The organism is Streptomyces sp. NPDC050439 (assembly GCF_040655335.1).
Lineage (GTDB): Bacteria > Actinomycetota > Actinomycetes > Streptomycetales > Streptomycetaceae > Streptomyces.
The window spans coordinates 1144699-1163250 of the sequence record NZ_JBFAJT010000002.1 but is presented as its reverse complement, the minus strand read 5'-3'; the positions used below and the strand labels follow the sequence as shown (position 1 = coordinate 1163250).

15 protein-coding genes are annotated in these 18552 nt (G+C 70.5%); 7 read left to right on the top strand and 8 right to left on the bottom strand.

What is annotated here, in order from left to right:
- Positions 1-36: 36 nt before the first annotated feature.
- Both AB0I66_RS12265 and AB0I66_RS12260 read left to right on the top strand, forming a co-directional pair.
- Positions 37-1047: a 3-hydroxyacyl-CoA dehydrogenase NAD-binding domain-containing protein gene (locus AB0I66_RS12265; RefSeq protein WP_363207678.1), complete on the top strand. Its 1011-nt coding sequence runs from the start codon at positions 37-39 to the stop codon at positions 1045-1047.
- On the top strand, positions 1044-1550 hold the full coding sequence (locus tag AB0I66_RS12260; protein ID WP_363207677.1) for a thioesterase family protein: 507 nt from the start codon (positions 1044-1046) through the stop codon (positions 1548-1550). The genes AB0I66_RS12265 and AB0I66_RS12260 overlap by 4 nt, the downstream gene beginning before the upstream one ends.
- A 21-nt stretch (positions 1551-1571) precedes the next feature.
- On the opposite strand, the gene AB0I66_RS12255 is transcribed toward AB0I66_RS12260, so the two are convergent.
- From AB0I66_RS12255 to AB0I66_RS12245, 3 genes are all read right to left on the bottom strand, one after another.
- On the bottom strand, positions 1572-2039 hold the full coding sequence (locus tag AB0I66_RS12255; RefSeq protein ID WP_363207676.1) for an excalibur calcium-binding domain-containing protein: 468 nt from the start codon (positions 2037-2039) through the stop codon (positions 1572-1574).
- A 106-nt stretch (positions 2040-2145) separates the two neighbouring features.
- Positions 2146-3450, bottom strand: a complete 1305-nt coding sequence (locus tag AB0I66_RS12250; RefSeq protein WP_363207675.1) for an MFS transporter — start codon at positions 3448-3450, stop codon at positions 2146-2148.
- A 120-nt stretch (positions 3451-3570) separates the two neighbouring features.
- Positions 3571-4461, bottom strand: coding sequence for a hypothetical protein (locus tag AB0I66_RS12245; protein WP_363207674.1), 891 nt, complete (start codon positions 4459-4461; stop codon positions 3571-3573).
- Positions 4462-4621: 160 nt separating this feature from the next.
- Here AB0I66_RS12245 and AB0I66_RS12240 point away from each other — a divergent pair, with 160 nt between their 5' ends.
- Entirely contained in the window at positions 4622-5968 is a 1347-nt protein-coding gene (locus AB0I66_RS12240; RefSeq protein WP_363207673.1) for a 6-phospho-beta-glucosidase, read from the top strand.
- 54 nt (positions 5969-6022) lie between these two features.
- Here the strand turns inward: AB0I66_RS12240 and AB0I66_RS12235 are convergent, their stop codons facing one another.
- On the bottom strand, positions 6023-6460 hold the full coding sequence (locus AB0I66_RS12235; protein WP_363207672.1) for a VOC family protein: 438 nt from the start codon (positions 6458-6460) through the stop codon (positions 6023-6025).
- 90 nt (positions 6461-6550) lie between these two features.
- Here AB0I66_RS12235 and AB0I66_RS12230 point away from each other — a divergent pair, with 90 nt between their 5' ends.
- Positions 6551-6940 (top strand): (2Fe-2S) ferredoxin domain-containing protein, encoded by a 390-nt coding sequence (locus AB0I66_RS12230; protein ID WP_363207671.1) that lies wholly within the window; start codon positions 6551-6553, stop codon positions 6938-6940.
- Positions 6941-6961: 21 nt separating this feature from the next.
- On the opposite strand, the gene AB0I66_RS12225 is transcribed toward AB0I66_RS12230, so the two are convergent.
- Both AB0I66_RS12225 and AB0I66_RS12220 read right to left on the bottom strand, forming a co-directional pair.
- A complete protein-coding gene (locus AB0I66_RS12225; RefSeq protein WP_363207670.1) occupies positions 6962-7480 on the bottom strand; it encodes an FBP domain-containing protein in 519 nt (172 codons plus the stop codon).
- Positions 7481-8173: 693 nt separating this feature from the next.
- Entirely contained in the window at positions 8174-9106 is a 933-nt protein-coding gene (locus tag AB0I66_RS12220) for an NADP-dependent oxidoreductase (protein WP_363207669.1), read from the bottom strand.
- Positions 9107-9401: 295 nt separating this feature from the next.
- Here AB0I66_RS12220 and AB0I66_RS12215 point away from each other — a divergent pair, with 295 nt between their 5' ends.
- A complete protein-coding gene (locus AB0I66_RS12215) occupies positions 9402-11996 on the top strand; it encodes a glycoside hydrolase family 3 N-terminal domain-containing protein (protein WP_363207668.1) in 2595 nt (864 codons plus the stop codon).
- Here the strand turns inward: AB0I66_RS12215 and AB0I66_RS12210 are convergent.
- Both AB0I66_RS12210 and AB0I66_RS12205 read right to left on the bottom strand, forming a co-directional pair.
- Positions 11993-12691: a TetR/AcrR family transcriptional regulator gene (locus AB0I66_RS12210; RefSeq protein WP_363207667.1), complete on the bottom strand. Its 699-nt coding sequence runs from the start codon at positions 12689-12691 to the stop codon at positions 11993-11995. The genes AB0I66_RS12215 and AB0I66_RS12210 overlap by 4 nt on opposite strands.
- 20 nt (positions 12692-12711) lie before the next feature.
- A complete protein-coding gene (locus tag AB0I66_RS12205; RefSeq protein ID WP_363207666.1) occupies positions 12712-13896 on the bottom strand; it encodes a serine hydrolase domain-containing protein in 1185 nt (394 codons plus the stop codon).
- 215 nt (positions 13897-14111) lie between these two features.
- Between AB0I66_RS12205 and helR the strand changes: the two genes are divergently transcribed.
- Together helR and AB0I66_RS12195 are read left to right on the top strand one after the other, a co-directional pair.
- Entirely contained in the window at positions 14112-16277 is a 2166-nt protein-coding gene (gene helR / locus AB0I66_RS12200) for an RNA polymerase recycling motor ATPase HelR (protein ID WP_363207665.1), read from the top strand.
- A 202-nt stretch (positions 16278-16479) separates the two neighbouring features.
- On the top strand, positions 16480-18537 hold the full coding sequence (locus AB0I66_RS12195) for a phosphocholine-specific phospholipase C (RefSeq protein WP_363207664.1): 2058 nt from the start codon (positions 16480-16482) through the stop codon (positions 18535-18537).
- Positions 18538-18552: the final 15 nt, after the last annotated feature.

Below are 18552 nucleotides of genomic sequence, written 5' to 3'. Positions count from 1 at the left end.
TCCCCCCCCCACACACACCCAAGGACTTCCCCCCTCATGACTGACTCCGTCACGACTGACACCGTCACGACGCCCCCCGCCCCCTGTGCACCCGAAGACGTACGCCGCATCGCCTGCGTCGGTGCGGGAGTGATCGGCGGCGGCTGGGTCGCCCACTACCTGGCCCGCGGCTATGAGGTCACCGCCTGGGACCCCGCCCCCGACGCCGAGCAGAAGCTGCGCCGCCTGGTCGACGCGGCCTGGCCCGCGCTGACGCAACTGGGCCTCGCCGAGGGCGCGTCCCCGGACCGCCTCCGCGTGACTCCCACCCTCGAAGAGGCGGTCGCCGACGCCCAGTTCGTGCAGGAGAGCGCACCGGAGAAGCTGGAGCTGAAGCGCGATCTGCTCGCCCAGCTGGACGCGGCGGCGCCCGCCGGAGTGGTCATCGCCTCCTCGACCTCCGGCTACCCGATGACCGACATGCAGACCACGGCCGCGGACCCGGGCCGCCTCGTGGTCGGACACCCCTTCAACCCGCCCTACCTCATCCCACTCGTGGAGGTGGTCGGCGGCAACAAGACAGCGCCCCACGCGGTCACTTGGACCTCCCGCTTCTACGAGGCCGCGGGCAAGTCCGTGATCACCATGGCGAGCGAGGTGCCCGGCTTCATAGCCAACCGCCTCCAGGAAGCGCTGTGGCGCGAGGCCCTGCACATGGTCGCCAACGGCGAGGCCACGGTGAAGGAGATCGACGACTCGATCACCGAAGGCCCCGGCCTGCGCTGGGCGTTCATGGGTCCCATGCTCACCTTCGCGCTCGCGGGCGGCGAGGGCGGCATGGCCCACATGCTCGACCACTTCGGCCCGTCCCTGAAGTCGCCGTGGACGCGCCTGGAAGCACCCGAGCTCGACAAGAAGCTGTACGACGCCGTGGTGGTCGGCTGCGACGACGCGGCGGACGGCAGGACCATCGCCGACCTGGTCGCCGAGCGCGACCAGGGAGTCATCGACGTACTGCGGGCGACGGGACGTCTGCCGCAGCAGCGCGCGAAGGAGGACACCAAGTGAGCGAGTCCACGCCCGCAGAGCCGCTGCCTCTCCTCCACCGGACCGTACGGCCCGAGTGGATCGACTACAACGGTCACATGAGCGAGGCGTTCTACGTCCTCGTCTTCGGCTACGCCACCGACGCCATGATGATCGAGACCGGCCTGCACGAGGGCTACCGCGAGTCCACGGGCTGCTCCCTCTACACGGTCGAGGCGCACATCCGCTACCTCGACGACGTGGCGGAGGGCGCCCACCTGGCCGTCCGCACCCGCATCCTGGGCGCGGACGCCAAGAAGACCCGCTTCACCCACGAGCTGTACGTGGTCGAAGAACCGGAAGCGCCCATCACCCCGGACGCAACCCCGGTGGCGACCACAGAACTCCTGGCCCTCCACGTAGACCAGAACGCAGGCAGGTCGACCCCTTTCCCGGAGCCGATCCAAACCCACCTGACCTCCCTCACGGAACCGGCCCCGGACTGGGCGGGCCGCTCGATCGCCGAGGTGCCCCGCAAGCCCTGACGGGCCGCTGCCTCAGGTCAGTCAGGTGTCGCAGCCGACGCCGTCACCGTCACGGTCGAGGTGAGGCCCGTAGCCCGGCTCACCGCGATGCACGGGCGCGGCACCTGCGGCACGGGCCTCGGTGCAGTTCCCGTAGGCGACACTGCCGCCCCCGCCGGAGCCGCTGCCACCCGATCCCGGGTCGGCCGCCTCCGGCTGGGCGGTGACGGTGGCCTTCACCGTCTTCGTGGCCTTGACGGTCTTGGTGACCGTGGGGGCGGGCTCCGGCTTCGCCGTCTTGGTGGCCGTCGCCGTGGCTGTGGCCGTGACGGTCGAAGTCGGGCCGGCTTCCTTCGCGGCAGCCTTCGTCGAGGTGCTGCCGTCGTCACCGAGGCCGGCCCCTAGGCCGATGATGAAGGTGAGGGCGAGGGCGGGGAGCACGAAGCGTTTGCGCGCCCATTTGGGCGTGGGTCTCGGCGCCGGCGGTGGTGCGGGATATGGGTTGGCCATGAGTGCCCCCTTGCTGCGGTAAAGAGGCATGACGCTAGTCCTGCGGTGCCAGTTGTGAAGGTAATTTGTGCAACTGGTGATGGAGCTGTAACCCGCTCTGCCCCGGTCAACGCTCTAGTTCCTTGTGAGCCGATTCCGGGAGCCTGAGGTATACCGCCGATGACGCCAGGCAGAGCGCGGCCACGTACCAGGGGAAGAGGCCTGGGTTGCCGAGTTCCTTGAACAATGTGCCCATGTACGGGGCCGTGCCGCCGAACAGGGCGACGGTGAGGGAGTACGGGAAGCCGATTCCCGCCGCGCGGACGTGGGCGGGGAACACCTCCGCGTTCACGGCCGCCGAGATGGACGTGAAGCCGGTGAGCAGCACCATGCCCGCGCACTGAACCAGGAGAAGTGAGCCGAACGAGCCCGTGAGGGAGCGGAGGAGCGGCACGCTCAGTACGGCGAAGCCGATGCCGAAGAAGAGCAGGAGCGGCCTGCGGCCGAAGCGGTCGGAGAGCAGGCCGCCGACCGGCTGGAGCAGGGCGAAGAACGCCAGGGAGAGCGTGCCGGACAGCAGCGCCTGGCTCTTGCTGATGTCGGTGTTCAGCTCGGCGTAGGTCGGCAGGTACGACGTCCACGTGTAGTACGCGATCGTGCCCCCGGCCGTGATGCCGCAGATCAGCAGCGACTGGCGCGGATACTTCCGCAGCGCGTCGAACAGGCCGGGGCGTTCGGACTCGTCCTGGGGCGCCTGATGGGTCTCCTGCGCGCCCTGCCTGATCCAGAAGCCGACCAGGCTGAGCACCGCGCCGATCATGAACGGCAGCCGCCAGCCCCAGCCGTCCATCTGCCCCTCGGAGAGCGTGGCGACGAGCAGAGCCGCGACACCCGAAGCGGCGAGCTGGCCCACGCTCGTCGACACGTACTGGAAGCTGGAGAAGAGCCCGCGCCGGCCGGGCCCCGCGGACTCCACGAGGAACGTCGTCGACGCAGCGAACTCCCCGCCCACGGACAGGCCTTGGAGCAACCGGGCCAGGACCAGGACGACCGGAGCCAGCACCCCCACGGACGCGTACGTCGGCGTCAGTCCGACCAGCAGGCTGCTGCCGCCCATCAGCAGAATCGTGACCGTCAGCGCCGCCCGCCTGCCGCGCCGGTCGGCGACCGCACCCATGAGCAGACCACCGACCGGCCGCATGAAGAAGCCGACGGCGAAGACGGCGAACGTGGAGAGCAGCGGTACGAGGGAGTTGCCCGAGCCCTTGGGAAAGACCTGGTCGGCGATGTACGTGGCCAGGAACGTGTACGCGTACCAGTCGTACCACTCCACGGCGTTGCCCACCGACGCGGCGAGCAGCTGCCGTATGGGGCGGCGGGGCTGAGCGGGGCGCGTTTCGGACACGGGTTCGTGCCGGTGTTGCTGTGTCATGATCGCGACCATCCCCCGCCCGGCCCCTCCGCACACGTCCGGTATGTCGAGGGTGTGTGCAGGTCAGCCAGTTGTGGTGAGCCGGCTTGGTGAGCCGGCGGCTTGGTGAGCCGGTCTCGGTCAGCCGGTCGTCGGCTTGTACGAGTAGACCGACGTCGTCACCAGGCACGGCACCGGCGGCACGACCTGGGCGCGCAGTGTGCGACGCGCGGAGTCGTAGTCGATGCCCTCCGTCTCGAACGTGCCCCGGCACAGGCTCCGTTGCGGGACGGCGAACAAGCTCGTGACCGTGCCCGTCACTTGCTTCCCGTCGAGCGCGCGCTCCAGGTCCACCTGAAGGACGGGCCGGTCCTCGGGCCACAGCTCCTTCGACGCGTCGTTGGACGCACACACGAGGCGGGTGTCGGAGACGAAGTCGCAGCCCTGGATGTCACGCACCGGCTTGTCGAGCGAGATCTGACCGGCCTGGGGGAGCGCACCGCCGGTCGGCGGGGTCGAGGAGTTGAGGAGCGGGGCGGGAAAGACCTGGAGACGGCTCTGATCACCCCACTCGCCCGACACCAGCCACTGGTTGCCCGGCGCGACGGCCGCGAAGGAGTTGTTCAGCTTCTCGCCCGCGTCGAGCTGGTGCTCGTAGAGGTAGCGCTTCCCGCCCGGCGTCGTGACCGCGAACATCTTCGACTTCGCGTCGTCGCCACCCTGATAGGCATCGACGGTGTGGCCGTCGGCTATGTCCGGGTCGCCGACGTGACTCCAGCCCTTGGCCCGCAGGTCGAGCGGGATCGAGGCGAGGCCGCGGTAGAGGAGACTGCCGTCGGCGCGGCTGGCCAGGCCCTGGCTGCCGGTGAGGGAGTTGACGGACGAGACGCCGGTCTCCTGCCAGCCGCCGGGGGATCTGGGAGCCGTGTCCGCCGCCGCCGCGGAGCCGGTCGACACGGCCAGCGCGAGGGCGCCGAGCAGGGCTGCGGATGCTTTCGCGGATGCCTTCGCGGACGTCTTGAAGGGTGTCATCGGTGCGCTACCTCCGTGGGGGGGTCGATCGCTGCCGGGCAATCGTACGTAACGTGACCTCTGTCGACGGGTGAGTTCTGACAGGTCGACAGATGTGCGTGTGCCGGCGGCAGCCAGGTCTTCCGGCAGAAGGCGGTTGAGACGTGAAGGTGGTTGAGACGTGAAGCTGGTCATTCTCGGTGGCGGCGGATTCCGCGTCCCGCTCGTGTACGGCGCGCTGCTCGGCGACCACGCCGAGGGTCGGGTCACGGAGGTCGTCCTGCACGACCTGGACGCGGGACGCCTCGGCGCGGTCGCCCGTGTGCTGGCCGAGCAGGCCGCCGGGGTACCGGACGCCCCCGCCGTGACGGCCACCACCGACCTCGACGAAGCCCTGCGGGGAGCGGACTTCGTCTTCTCGGCGATCCGGGTGGGGGGCCTCGAAGGACGCGCGGCCGATGAGCGGGTGGCACTCGCCGAGGGTGTCCTGGGCCAGGAGACGGTCGGCGCCGGCGGCATCGCGTACGGCCTGCGGACCGTGCCCGTCGCCGAGGACATCGCGCGCCGCGTACGGCAGCTCGCCCCCGATGCCTGGGTCATCAACTTCACCAACCCGGCGGGCCTCGTCACCGAGGCGATGTCCCGGCACATCGGCGACCGCGTCATCGGCATCTGCGACTCGCCGGTGGGCCTGGGGCGCCGCGTGGCACGCATGCTGGGCGGCAATCCCGACGAGGCGTTCATCGACTACGTCGGACTCAACCACCTGGGCTGGCTGCGCGGACTGCGGATCGCGGGCCGCGACGAGCTGCCGCGACTGCTCGGTGACGCGAGCATGCTGGGCTCGTTCGAGGAAGGGCGGCTGTTCGGCGCGGAGTGGCTCCAGTCGCTGGGCGCCATCCCGAACGAGTACCTGCACTACTACTACTTCAACCGCGAGGCGGTCCGCGCCTACCAGGAGGCGGAGCAGACGAGGGGTGCCTTCCTGCGCGACCAGCAGGCGCGCTTCTACGAGCAGCTCGGCCGTGACGACGAAGTGTCGTCGGCGCTTAAGGCCTGGGACGCCACGCGTGCGGAGCGGGAGGCCACGTACATGGCCGAGAACCGGGAGGCCGCGGGCGTCGGCGAGCGCGCGGCCGAGGACCTCGAATCCGGTGGCTACGAGAAGGTCGCCCTCGCCCTGATGCGGGCGATCGCACGGGACGAACGGACGACGCTGATCCTCAACGTCCGCAACCGCACGACCCTTTCGGCGCTGGACGCCGACGCGGTGATCGAGGTCCCGTGCTCCGTCGACGCCAACGGCGCGCACCCCATGTCAGTGGACCCGCTGCCGGGGCATGCGACGGGGCTCGTGTGCGCGGTGAAGGCCGTGGAGCGGGAGATCCTCGCGGCAGCGGAAAGCGGCTCACGCACCACGGCGGTAAAGGCGTTCGCACTGCACCCGCTGGTGGACTCCGTGACGGTGGCGCGCCGGTTGGTGGAGGGCTACAAGGCGGTGCATCCGGGGCTTGCGTACCTGGGGTGAGGGGGAGCCGGAGTGACGTGCGGCGGGTGAGGTTGGACGCGAGACGGGCGAGGGTCATACCAAGCAGAACTCATTGCCCTCCGGGTCGGCCATTTCCATGTGGTCGGGTTTTCCCTGCGACTCGTGCTGCCGGATGACGGTCGCTCCGGCAGCGGTCAGCCTCTCGACCGCGGCGACGACCCGGGGCCAGCGGACGTCCCAGGGGGTCTCGCGACCGCCGCCCACCCGCACGTCCAGGTGCAGCCGGTTCTTGACCAGCTTCGGCTCCGGGACCTTGAGGAAGGAGAGAGTGGGCCCATGGCCGTCGGGGTCCGACAGATACGCACCGTCGTCCCATTCCTCCTCGGGGACGTCGTAGTGCGCCAACCAGGCTTCCCAGCTGTCGAAGCCGGCCGGGGTCGGCTTCTCCGCGTAACCGAGCGCCAGCGCCCAGAACTTGGCCAGCTCGCGCGGATGCGCGCAGTCGATGGTGACGGTCCATTGGATGGCCATGAGCGCTCTCCCTCTCCTGCGTGCCTACGTAAGTTGTGATGAATCGAGCGTCCCACGAGGGTCTGACAACAGGCCTGAGATGATCACTGGATGAGCCCCGTCATCTCCATCGGATCCGCCGCCGCCCGCCCCTGCACGCTGGTCGTGTGCCGAGGATGCTGCTGCGGCAACGCGCGGAAACATCCCGGAACGGACCACGACTGGCAGCTGGCGCGCATGCGGGCCGCCGCGGCGGAATCGGCGGGGCGGTTCGCGGTGCGTACGAGCGAGTGCCTCGGACCCTGCGGGCAGGCGAACATCGTCGTCGTCCAGCCCTCGCGCGAAGGGCGCAGGCGCGGCGGCCGGGCCGTCTGGATCGGCTTCGCCATGGACGACGACTCGATCGACGAGATAATCGCGTGGGCGGAGGCGGGCGGACCGGGGGTCGCGGCACCGTCGGCGGCACTGACTCTGCAGGTGGTGGACCCTAGGCAGACGTGAGCGGCGGGGGCAGGAGGGGGGTCAGGCCGCGGTGGCCGTCGTCCCCTCCAGAACCTTGTCGATGAAGCCGTGCAGATTCGCCACGGTGCGGGCGTTCTGGTCCTCCAGGCTGAGGGTCTCCTCGAAGCGGCGGGCGAGGGCCGTGGTCTTCTTCCCGCGTACGTAGAGGGAGCAGGCGAGGTCGGCGCAGATGTAGATGCCGACCGAGTTGCCCTGGCGGCCCGCGGGGCCGGAGAGGGGTGCCACGAGCAGCGTGATGCCGGAACCGGACTGCGGGGTCACGCAGACGGAGCAGATGCTGCTCTTGAGGAGGCTCCTGCGCGCGCCGGTCGATGCGCGCAGCGCGATGCCCACGTACTCGCCGTCCCGCTCGGTCACGATGTAACCCCGGTCCGGGGCCTTCGGGTCCCGCCACCCGAGGAAGTCCAGGTCGGACCAGGGCGTCTCCTGGAAGCCCGCGGGGAGCGTGAGTCTGCGGGCTTCGCCCTTGGAGCAGTTGACGAAGGCCGCGCGGATCTCTTTCTCGCCGATAGGTTCCATGATGCGAAACGTACCAACGAGAGCGCCTCCCCGTCGCTTCCTTTTCGCCCACCCCATTTCTCCCACCTGGCCCCTCCGACCAGGCGTTCCCGGACCCCCGCAGTCAGCATGGAGACGTGAGGCGACACGGCGGTTCGCCCGCACGGCGCTCGCCTCGCTGAACGCCGAAGCCACAGCGACAGCGCCACCACGGTCGACGAACACCGGCGAGGAGCCCGCCCCCACCCGGCTCAAGGCCGCAGGGCCAGCCCTCTCACATCCCGACCCGTCGAAAGCGCGAGGCCCCGCCTCTTCACGGCTTCCAACTGGCGCATGGCCGCAGGGCCGGCGTTCGCACGCCCACCCGGCTCAAGGCGTCGGGGCCCGTCTCGCCATGCCCCCGCCCTGCGCGGAGCCAGCCCATTCACGCCCCCACCAGCTCACGCCCCACCCCACGCGAGCCCGCAAGACCAGCTCTCTCACATCCGACCCGTCGAGAAAGCGCGAGGTCGGCCCGCCTCTTCACGACCCCACCTGGTGCATGGCCGCATGGCCGCAGAACCAGCGTTCGCACGCCCACCCGGCTCAAGGCGTCGGGGCCCGTCTCGCCATGCGTCCCGCCCTGCGCGGAGCCAGCCCATTTACGCCCCATCAGCCCACGCCCCACCGGCCTGCTTGCGCCCCACCCCGCTCAAGGCCGCAAGGCCAGCCCCTTCACGCCCCCACCTCGATCACCACCTTGCCCCGCGCATGCCCGTCCTCCACCGCCCGGAGTGCCTCGTCGGCTCGCTCCAGTGGGTACCTCGCCGTCACCTGGGGGCGCAGCACCCCATCAGCCGCGAGCCTCGCCACCGCGTCCAGGACCTCGCTGGTCCGCGCCCGTGCGACCGCCACCCCGCCCAGCTTCCCGACCGTCTCCTTGGCCGCAGCCGTGATCAGCCGGCCCTCGCGTTCGGCGGGCGGCAGCAGGGAGGCCACCGCCACGAGATCGTCGCCGCCCACCAGGTCGAAGATCGCGTCGACCTTTCCGCCGGGCGCAGCCGCCCGCAAGCGGTCCGCGAGGTCGGGACCCGGCGGCACGTGGACCGCGCCCAGGGACTCGACGAAGTCCTTCTTGCCCGCGCTCGCCGTGCCCACGACCTGGATGCCGAGGTGCCTCGCCAACTGCGCCGCGGCCACGCCCACTCCGCCGCCGACTCCGGTGATCAGCAAGGTGGCCCCGGCGGGGAGATCCAGCTGGTGCAGCCCGTCGTACGCCGTCGCCACCGCGACCGGCAGCGCGGCGGCCTCCGCGAACGTCAGGTCCTCCGGCTTGTGCGCGGTGAGGGAGGCGGGCAGGAGGGTGTACTCGGCGTAGCCGCCGGTGTCCGGGTTGCCGAACACCGCATCGCCGACCGCGAAGCCCTCGACTCCCGGACCGACCGCTTCGACCACGCCCGCGACTTCGCTCCCCAGCACCTCGGGGAACTCGGCGGGCGGCGCCCCCGGCCTCCGCTTGCCCGCGCGCAGCTTCCAGTCGACCGGGTTGACCCCCGCCGCCCGTACGGCGACCAGGAGTTGTCCCGGACCGGGCTCCGGTCGGACCTGATCGATGAAGGCCTCCACTTCAGGGCCGCCGAACCGCGTGAATACGTACGCCTTGGACATGTGCTCCCTCGCTCCGAGCCGTGAACCCCGAGCCCCGTCCACAGCCTCCGGGGACGGAACACCTAGAACGACCGCTACGGGGGCCCCGCTATTCCCCGTACGGCCGATGTCAGCCCCCATCTCCAGGAAACTGAACGACCTCCAAAGTTTTGCCGACGCGAGCATTGACCTTAAGCGTTCAACCAATCAAGACTCAGGCCCCAACACACCGCACTGGCGCGGATGACGCATTCAGCTCTTGGCGTCGCCGACCCAGTTCGGCCTGCCCAGAGCCGCGTTCGGAGGCCATTTCGCCATGCCTGCCAGCACACGTCGTGAACTCATGAAGCAACTGGGCGGCACCGCAGCCGCCTTCGCCTTCGTGGCCGCCGCCGGCCCGCTCGCCGCCGCGACGCCCGCCACCGCCGCCGGAACGCACGCTCCCGCCTCCCCGGGCGCGGCCGCCGCCACGCGCCGCGTCCGGGGGCTCATCGCCCGTCTCACCCTCGACGAGAAGATCAGCCTCGTCCACGGAGCCACCGACCCGCGCAGACTGGGCCAGGCCGGATACCTGCCGGGCGTCGCACGCCTCGGCATACCGGAGCTGCGCCTGAGCGACGGCCCCGCGGGCGTGAACGTCACGAAGTCCGCGACCGGCCTCCCGCCGGTCGCCACGCTCGGCTCCTCCTTCAACCTCGAACTCGCCCGCGAATACGGTGCGGTCATGGGCCGCGAGGGCCGCACCCTCGACATGGACGTCCTGCTCGCCCCGCAGATCGAGCTCTCCCGTACGCCCTTCTTCAGCCGCAACAAGGACCAGTCCGGCGAGGACCCCTACCTCAACGGCCTGATCGGCGCCGCCCAGGTCGAGGGCGTCCAGGCGCAGGGCATGCTCGCCCAGGCCAAGCACTTCCTCGCCAACAACCAGCGCCTGCACGAGTTCGACCGCGAGAAGCCGGAGAACTCCTACGACTTCGTCGTCGACGACCGCACCCTGCACGAGCTGTATCTGCCCGCCTTCGAGGCCGTCGTCCGCGCCGGAGTCGCCTCGGTGATGTCGGCGTACAACCACCTCAACGGCGAGTGGAACTCCGAGCAGAGCACCACCCTCACCGACATCCTCCGCGGCGAACTCGGCTTCAAGGGCTTCGTCACCTCCGACTGGGGCGCCACCCACTCCACGGCCGCGCTCGAAGCCGGTCAGGACATGCAGATGTGGGACGGCTCGTTCTACGGGGGGCCCCTCAAGAAGGCCATCCAGGACGGCTCCATCCCCGTCGCCGCCCTGGACACCGCCGTCTCCCGCATCCTCGGCCGGTACGACGCCTTCGGCATGCTCGACGGCAGCCGCGTCCCCGCCCGCAAGAAAATCGACGTCAGGGCCGGTGCCCGCGTCGCCCGCGAAGTCGCCACCCAGGGCGCGGTGTTGCTGGCCAACGACGGCGGACTCCCGCTGTCCCGCTCCGCGTTGCGGGACCTCGCCCTCATCGGCCCGACCGCGGGCCAAGTCGCCACATCGGTCTCGGGCGAGCGCGCGTACGGCTTCGAGGACCGCCTGGTCAGCCCGCTCGACGCGCTGCGCCGCAGCACCAAGCGGAAGATCGCGTACGAGGTCGGCGTCGACCTCACGGGCACGGCCGTCCCCGCGTCCGCCTTCCCGAAGGGCCTGACGCGCAAGGGCAGCGGCACGAACAGGACCGACAAGAAGGTCGACTTCGTCGGCGACGAGGCGCTCCCGGTCGGTACGACGGCCGAGTGGACCGGCACCTTCGTGCCGCCCACCACCGGCGAGTACGCGCTCAAGATCCAGGGCTGGGGCGCGGCCGTCTCGCTCAGCCTCGACGGCAAGGAGCTGACGACGGCGGCCGGTGCCCGCGACAGCTTCGCCCGCAAGTGGTCCTCGATCGTCCCGACCACGGACGGCCTCGACAACGGCCAGGCCGACCCGGTCGAACTCACCGGCGGCACGTCCTACCAGGTCGTCGTCAAGGCCACCGGCTGGGCCGAGACCATCGCCGAACGCGGCCCGGTCCAGGTGCGGTTCGCCTGGGTGACACCGCAGCAGCGCACCGCCTCGATCGCCGCCGCGGCGCGGCTGGCCCGGCGCGTCCACACCCCGGTCGTCTTCGCCTTCAACGGCTCGGGCGGATCGGTGGGCGGCAGCGGCGACTTCACCACCCTGACGCTCCCGGCCCACCAGGACGAGCTGATCACGGCCGTCGCCAGGGCCAACCCGCGTACGGTCGTCGTCCTCACCACCGGCTGCCCGGCGACGATGCCCTGGCGCCGCGAGGTCGGCACGATCCTGCACACCGGTTACGTCGGCCAGGAGGGCGGCTGGTCCACCGCCGACCTGCTCACCGGCCGCGCGAACCCGGGCGGCAAGGCCACGGTGACCTGGCCGAAGAAGGACACGGACCACCCCACCCTGGACCCGGCCCACCCCGAGCGCTACTACGGCGTCGACGGAGTGGTCACGTACAGCGAGGGCATCTTCACCGGCTACCGAGGCTTCGACAAGGCGGACATCGAGCCCCTGTTCCCCTTCGGACACGGCCTGTCCTACACGGAGTTCGGCTACCGCGAGCTGTCCGTGCGCAGGGCCGGCGAGGGGTACGAGGTGTCGTTCACGGTGACGAACCGGGGGCGGCGCGCGGGCGCGGAGGTCCCGCAGGTGTACGTGGGCGCCCCGCGCGGCGCCGCCGTCGAGATGGCCGTCAGGACGCTGGCCGCCTTCGACCGCGTCGAGCTGCGGGCGGGGGAGTCGCGCCGGGTCAGGGTGCGGATCGCCGAGCGCCAACTGTCGTACTGGGACACGGGCCGCGGCCACTGGGTGCGCCCCGAGGGGCGGCGCGCGGTGTACGTCGGGTCGTCGTCCCGCGACATACGGCTGACGGGGGTGGCCCGCTAGGGGGCGGCGGGGTCGGTCGGCTCGCCAAGTCCCTTGCCGTCCAAGGCAAGGGCTTGGATGAGCCGGTCCAAGTGCGCCCGGTACAGCTCAACGAAATCCAGGCGCCCCTCGGCGATGGCCCACTGCACCTGGAGCCCGTCGGACACGGCGAGGATCTCCCGCGCGATGCTCCCCGGGTCGATGCCGGACTTCAACTGGCCTGCCTCGACGGCACGTTGCAGCGCCGAGGCGAGATACTGCGCGACGCGTTCGTACCGCTCGGCGAAGTAGGCGTGCGCGGGGTGCGAAGGGTCGCCCGCCTCCGCCGACAGCCTGGTGTAGAGCTCGATGAGGCCCGGCTGGGTGAGGTTGTACGCGGCCAGCGCGAGCACCTCCCGGAACAGCGCGCGCACGTCGTCACCACCAAAGCCGGGGTCGGAGTCGAGGCCGGAGTCAGGGCCGAGCCGTCCGAACGTACGGACCGTGCGCTCCTCGCGTGCCTCGAGCACCGCCATCAGGAGGCGCTGCTTCGACCCGAAGTGGTGGGTGATGACGGTCGCGGACGTACCCGCTTCCTCGGCGATCTTCGCAAGCGACGAGTTCAGATATCCCGCCTTGGCGAAGAGCGCGAGAGCCGCGTCGATGATGGCCGCCCTGCGGGAATCGGCGGCGGCGTACTGCCCTGACGGGCGGTGGCGGGGGGTGTGCTGCTCCATGGGGGCAGATTACGGTCTCCCTACTTCAGCCCGCGGTACAGCGCTCCCACCAGATGCACGCTCCGCAGATCCTCCCCTGAGGTCCCGCCGCCCATCCGGTTCATCACGTACGCGTACGAGACCCGGTTCTCGGGATCGGCGAACGCGTAGGAACCGCCCGCACCCCCGTGCCCCATGGCCCGCGGATTGGGGCCCGCCTGCCCGTACCGGTTCAGCATGTAGCCGAGTCCCCAGTCCCACTTCTCGCCCCACGCCGTGCCCGCCGCGAGCACCAGGTCCGGCTCGTCGGGCTCGCCCTGCCGCGTCCGGAGCCGCTCGAGCGCCGCGGAACTCAGCAGCTCGCCGCCGCCCAGCGCCGCGTACACCGTGGCGAGCCCCCGCGCGGACGCGTGACCGTTGGCCGCGGGGATCTCGGCGCAGCGGTAGGCCGCACTGTTCACGTTGCCGACGGGCAGGTACTGCAGGGCGAGCGTGACGACGGCCATCGGGTGGGCGTCGATCGACGCCACCGGTGGCGCGGGCGGAGGCGCGGAGCCGAGCGCGCTGCGCGGGCCGTCCGAGGCGAGCGGCCTCGCCATGTTCGCGCACCGGCCGTGCTCGCTCTCCGGAGTGCCCACGTACACATCCGCGCCAAGCGGCCCCGTGACCTCGCTCCGCAGGAACGTGCCGAGCGAGACCCCGGTGACACGCCGGACCACCTCGCCGACCAGATAGCCGAAGCTCAGCGCGTGGTACCCCTGCGCCGAACCCGGCTTCCACCACGGCGGTGTCGCGGCCAGCGCCCCGCAGACCTTCTCCCAGTCGTAGAGGTCGTCCGGTGTCATGGGCTCGCGCGGCGCGATCACCCCGGAGCGGTGGCTCAGGAGCCAGCGCACCGGGATGTCGGCCTTGCCCTCCTGGGCGAACTCCGGCCAGTAGCGGGCGACGGGCGCGTCCAGGTCGAGCTCGCCCCGGTCGGCAAGCAGATGCGCGCACAGCGCGGTCATCCCCTTGGTCGTGGAGTACACGTTCACCAGCGAATCGCGCTCCCACGCGCGCGTGCCCGTCTTGTCCGCGTCCCCGCCCCACAGATCGACGACGAACTCACCGTCGACCGTCGCCGCGACGGAAGCCCCGAGATCGCCGCGCTCGGCGAAGTTGCGCTCGAACTCCTCGCGTACGCCCTCGAATCCCGTGGCTACGGTTCCATGGATGCGTGCGGTCATGACTCTCCTCGATCGCTGGAAGCGCCGGCCCGGCAGGAGACAAGCGGGGGACAAGCGGGGGACAAGGCAGGAGACAAAAAAATAAGGCAAGGAGGTGTTCCCACTCCTTGCCACTCTTAATTTATAGCGCAGTGGGGGGCTTGCGGCAAGGCCCCGGTCATCCCGCACAATCGCAGGCCTAAGCCCACGACCTGCGAAAACGGGAGACTCACCAAGTGCCTGCGTTGCTGTCTGCGTTCGACCTTCCCGCCCGCCTCGCCCCCAAGGCCGACCCGGCGCTGATCGCCCACGACGAGCAGCACTTCGCCGCCATCGAGCAGAGCCTGAAGCAGACCGTCGCCGAAGTGTCCGACCGCCTCGACGCCCAGCGCAGGGCGCCCGGCGGCATCGGCCGTGAGGCGATGGACCGGGACCTGGAGATCCACCGCCTGTCCGGGCGCCTGCGCACGCTGAGCCGCTTCGGCCTCGACCTGTGCCTCGGGCACATCGTGACCGCGGACGACCCCGAGCCCGTCTACATCGGCAGGCTCGGCCTCACCGACAGCGAGGGGCGCCGGCTGCTCCTGGACTGGCGCGCCCCCGCGGCCGAGCCGTTCTTCGCGGCGACCCACGCCGACCCGATGGGGCTGGCGAGCCGCCGCAGATACCGCTGGACCGACGGACGGATCAGCGACTACTGGGACGAGGTGTTCACCGCCGACGCGCTCGACGGGCACGCGGCGCTCGACGACCAGTCCGCCTTCATCGCCAGCCTCGGCAGCAATCGCTCGTCGCGGATGCGCGACGTGCTCGCCACCATCCAGTCCGACCAGGACGCCATCATCCGGGCGGGTTCGCGCGGCGCTCTCGTCGTCGACGGCGGCCCGGGAACGGGCAAGACCGTCGTCGCCCTGCACCGCTCCGCCTATCTTCTCTACTCCGACCCGCGCCTCGGGCACAGCCGGGGAGGCGTGCTCTTCGTGGGCCCGCACCGCCCCTACCTGAACTACGTGGCGGACGTCCTGCCCAGCCTCGGCGAGGAGGGCGTGCAGACCTGCATCCTGGAGGATCTGGTCACCGAGGGGGCCACGGCACAGGCCGAGAGCGACCCGGAGGTGGCCCGCCTGAAGTCGTCCGCGGACATGGTGAAGGCGATCGAGAAGGCCGTCAGGTTCTACGAGGAGCCGCCCACCAGGGGGATGACCGTCTCGACCGACTGGGCCGACGTCCGGCTGACCGCCGACGACTGGGCGGAGGCGTTCGACGCGGCGGGACGCGGCACCCCGCACAACGAGGCGCGTGAGCAGATCTGGGAGGAGCTCGTCGCGATCCTCCTCGACAAGGTCGACGGCGACGTCCCCGGCGAGCTCTTCGAGCGGTCGCTGCGGCACGACGAGGAGCTGGTCACCACCCTGCACCAGGCGTGGCCCCTGCTCGAAGCCGCCGACGTCGTCGCAGACCTGTGGTCGAACTCCGCCTACCTGCGGATGTGTGCGCCCTGGCTCGACCGGGACGAGGTGCGCACGCTGCTGCGCAAGGCGGCGCCCCAGGCCTGGACGGTCCCCGACCTGCCGCTCCTGGACGCGGCACGCCAGCGGCTCGGCGACCCGGAGGCGGCCCGGCAGAAGCGCCGGCACGAGGCGATCCTCGCCGCCCAGCGCGAGCAGATGGCGCAGGTCGTCGACAACCTGATCGACGCCGCGTCCGCCTCCGGCGCCGACGGCGACGACGGCGAGGGCCTGGTGACGATGTTGCGTGGCCAGGACGCCCAGGTCAGCCTGGTCGACGAGTCCGAGTTGCCGCCCGCCGACCCGGACCGCCTCGCGGGACCGTTCGCGCACGTCGTCGTGGACGAGGCCCAGGAGCTGACGGACGCGGAGTGGCAGATGCTGCTGCTGCGCTGCCCGTCCCGCAGCTTCACCATCGTCGGCGACCGCGCGCAGGCCAGGCACGGCTTCACCGAGTCGTGGCAGGAGCGCCTTGAGCGGATCGGCCTCGACCGGGTCGAGGTGGCCTCCCTGAGCGTCAACTACCGGACGCCGGAAGAGGTCATGACGGAGGCCGAGCCGGTCATCCGGGCCGCGCTCCCGGACGCCAATGTGCCCACCTCCATCCGCAGCAGCGGCATCCCCGTGGTGCACGGTCCGGTGACGGAGCTGGACAAGGTCCTCGACGGCTGGCTCGCCGCGCACGCCGACGGGGTCGCCTGTGTCATCGGAGATCCCGCCTTCCAGGAGACGTCCCGTGTCCGGTCGTTGACCCCGGAGCTCGCCAAGGGACTCGAGTTCGACCTGGTCGTCCTCGTCGACCCGGACAACTTCGGCGAGGGCGTCGAAGGCGCGGTCGACCGCTATGTCGCGATGACCCGGGCGACCCAGCAGCTCGTCGTCCTCACGAGCTGACCGGGGCGTTGTCGGGCGTGTCGGTGCTTATGTGTCAAGCAAGGAACTTTGGGCCCATAGCGTCAGGCCTTGTGTCCTTCCCACCAAGGGTTGGACTTCTCTTCACATCCAGGTCACGGCCCCTTCCCTGATCCTTGCTCCCCTTGACACACTGCACCCGCTCACGCCCCCCACACCCCACATGACGAGGTCGAATCCACACATGCCAGAACTCAATCGGCGCCGTTTCATGCAACTCGCCGGAGGCACCGCGGCCTTCGCGTCGCTCTCGCAGAGCATCGCCCGCGCCGCCTCCCTGCCCGCACAGCGCCGCTCCGGCTCCATAGAGGACGTCGAGCACGTCATCGTCCTGATGCAGGAGAACCGTTCGTTCGACCACTACTTCGGCACGATGAAGGGCGTACGCGGCTTCGGCGACCCGCGCCCCGTGACCCTGCCCAGCGGCAAACCCGTCTGGAACCAGTCGGGCGGCGGAAAGGAAGTGCTGCCCTTCCACCCGGACGCCGAAGACCTCGGCATGCAGTTCATAGCGGGCCTCGACCACGACTGGGCCGGTGGCCACAGCGCCTTCGGCAACGGCAAGTACGACAACTGGATCGCCGCCAAGTCCGAGCGGACGATGGCGTACCTGACGCGCGACGACATCCCGTTCCACTACGCCCTCGCCGACGCGTTCACCGTCTGCGACGACTACCACTGTTCGTTCATGGGGGCCACCGACCCCAACCGCTACTACATGCTGACGGGTCACGTCGGCAACGACGGCAAGGGCGGCGGCCCGGTACTCGGCAACCAGGAGGCGGGCTACGACTGGACGACGTACGCCGAGCGCCTGGAGCAGGCCGGGGTCTCCTGGAAGGTCTACCAGGACATCGGCGACGGCCTGGACCAGGCCGGACACTGGGGCTGGATAGACGACGCCTACCGCGGGAACTACGGCGACAACTCGCTGCTCTACTTCAACAAGTACCGCAACGCCAAGCCCGGCGACCCCCTCTACGACAAGGCGCGCACCGGCACGAACGTGAAGGCGGGCGACGGCTACTTCGACCTCCTCAAGGCCGACGTGAAGGCCGACAAGCTCCCGCAGGTCTCCTACATCGCCGCCCCCGAGGCCTTCTGCGAGCACCCCAACTGGCCGGTGAACTTCGGCGCCTGGTACATCTCCCAGGTCCTTGACGCGCTCACCTCCAACCCCGCCGTGTGGGCGAAGACGGCGCTGTTCATCACGTACGACGAGAACGACGGCTACTTCGACCACGTCGTGCCGCCGTACGTCCCCAAGGACGCCAACCAGGGCAAGTCCACCGTCGACACCGCGCTCGACCATTTCCCGGGCAACGCGCAGTACGCCGCCGGGCACTACGGCCTCGGCCAGCGCGTCCCGATGGTCGTCGTCTCGCCGTGGAGCACCGGCGGCTTCGTGAACTCCGAGGTCTTCGACCACACGTCGATCATCCGGTTCATGGAGAAGCGTTTCGGCGTCCGCGAGCCGAACATCTCGCCGTGGCGGCGCGCCGTCTGCGGCGACCTCACCTCCGCCTTCGACTTCGCGGGCAAGGACACCGACCCCGCGACGCTGCCGGACACCGACGCCTACGAGCCGCCGGACAAGGAGCGCCACCCCGACTACGTGCCCAAGGCCCCCGCGAAGGCGAACCTGCCCAAGCAGGAGACCGGCTCGCGGCCCGCGCGCCCGCTGCCGTACGCACCGCTGGTGGACGGGGCCGGGGCGCCCGCCGACGGCAAGTTCACGCTGACGTTCGGTGGCGGAGACGCGGCGGGGGTCTGCTTCCACGTCCGCTCCGGCAACCGTACGGACGGGCCCTGGACGTACACCACGGAGGCCGGCAAGAAGATCTCCGACACCTGGAACACGGCGTACTCGAAGGGTGCGTACGACCTGTCGGTGTTCGGGCCCAACGGCTTCCTGCGCGTCTTCAAGGGTCCCGGCAAGGCGGCGGGCCCCGAGGTCACCGCCCGCCACGACAAGGCCACCGGCAACCTCAAGCTGACCCTGAAGAACGCGGGCAGCGCGGACGTGAACCTCAGCGTCTCCAACTCCTACGGCGGCGCCGCCCAGACGTTCAAGGTGAAGGCGGGCAGCACCGTCGAGCACACCGTCGACCTGCGGGCGAGCAAGCGCTGGTACGACGTGACGGTGAAGTCCGACGCGGACGCCGGCTTCCTGCGCCGCTTCTCCGGGCACGTGGAGACCGGCCAGGCAGGCGTCAGCGACCCGGCGATCATCTCCGCCTGACCCACCCGGCGGCCC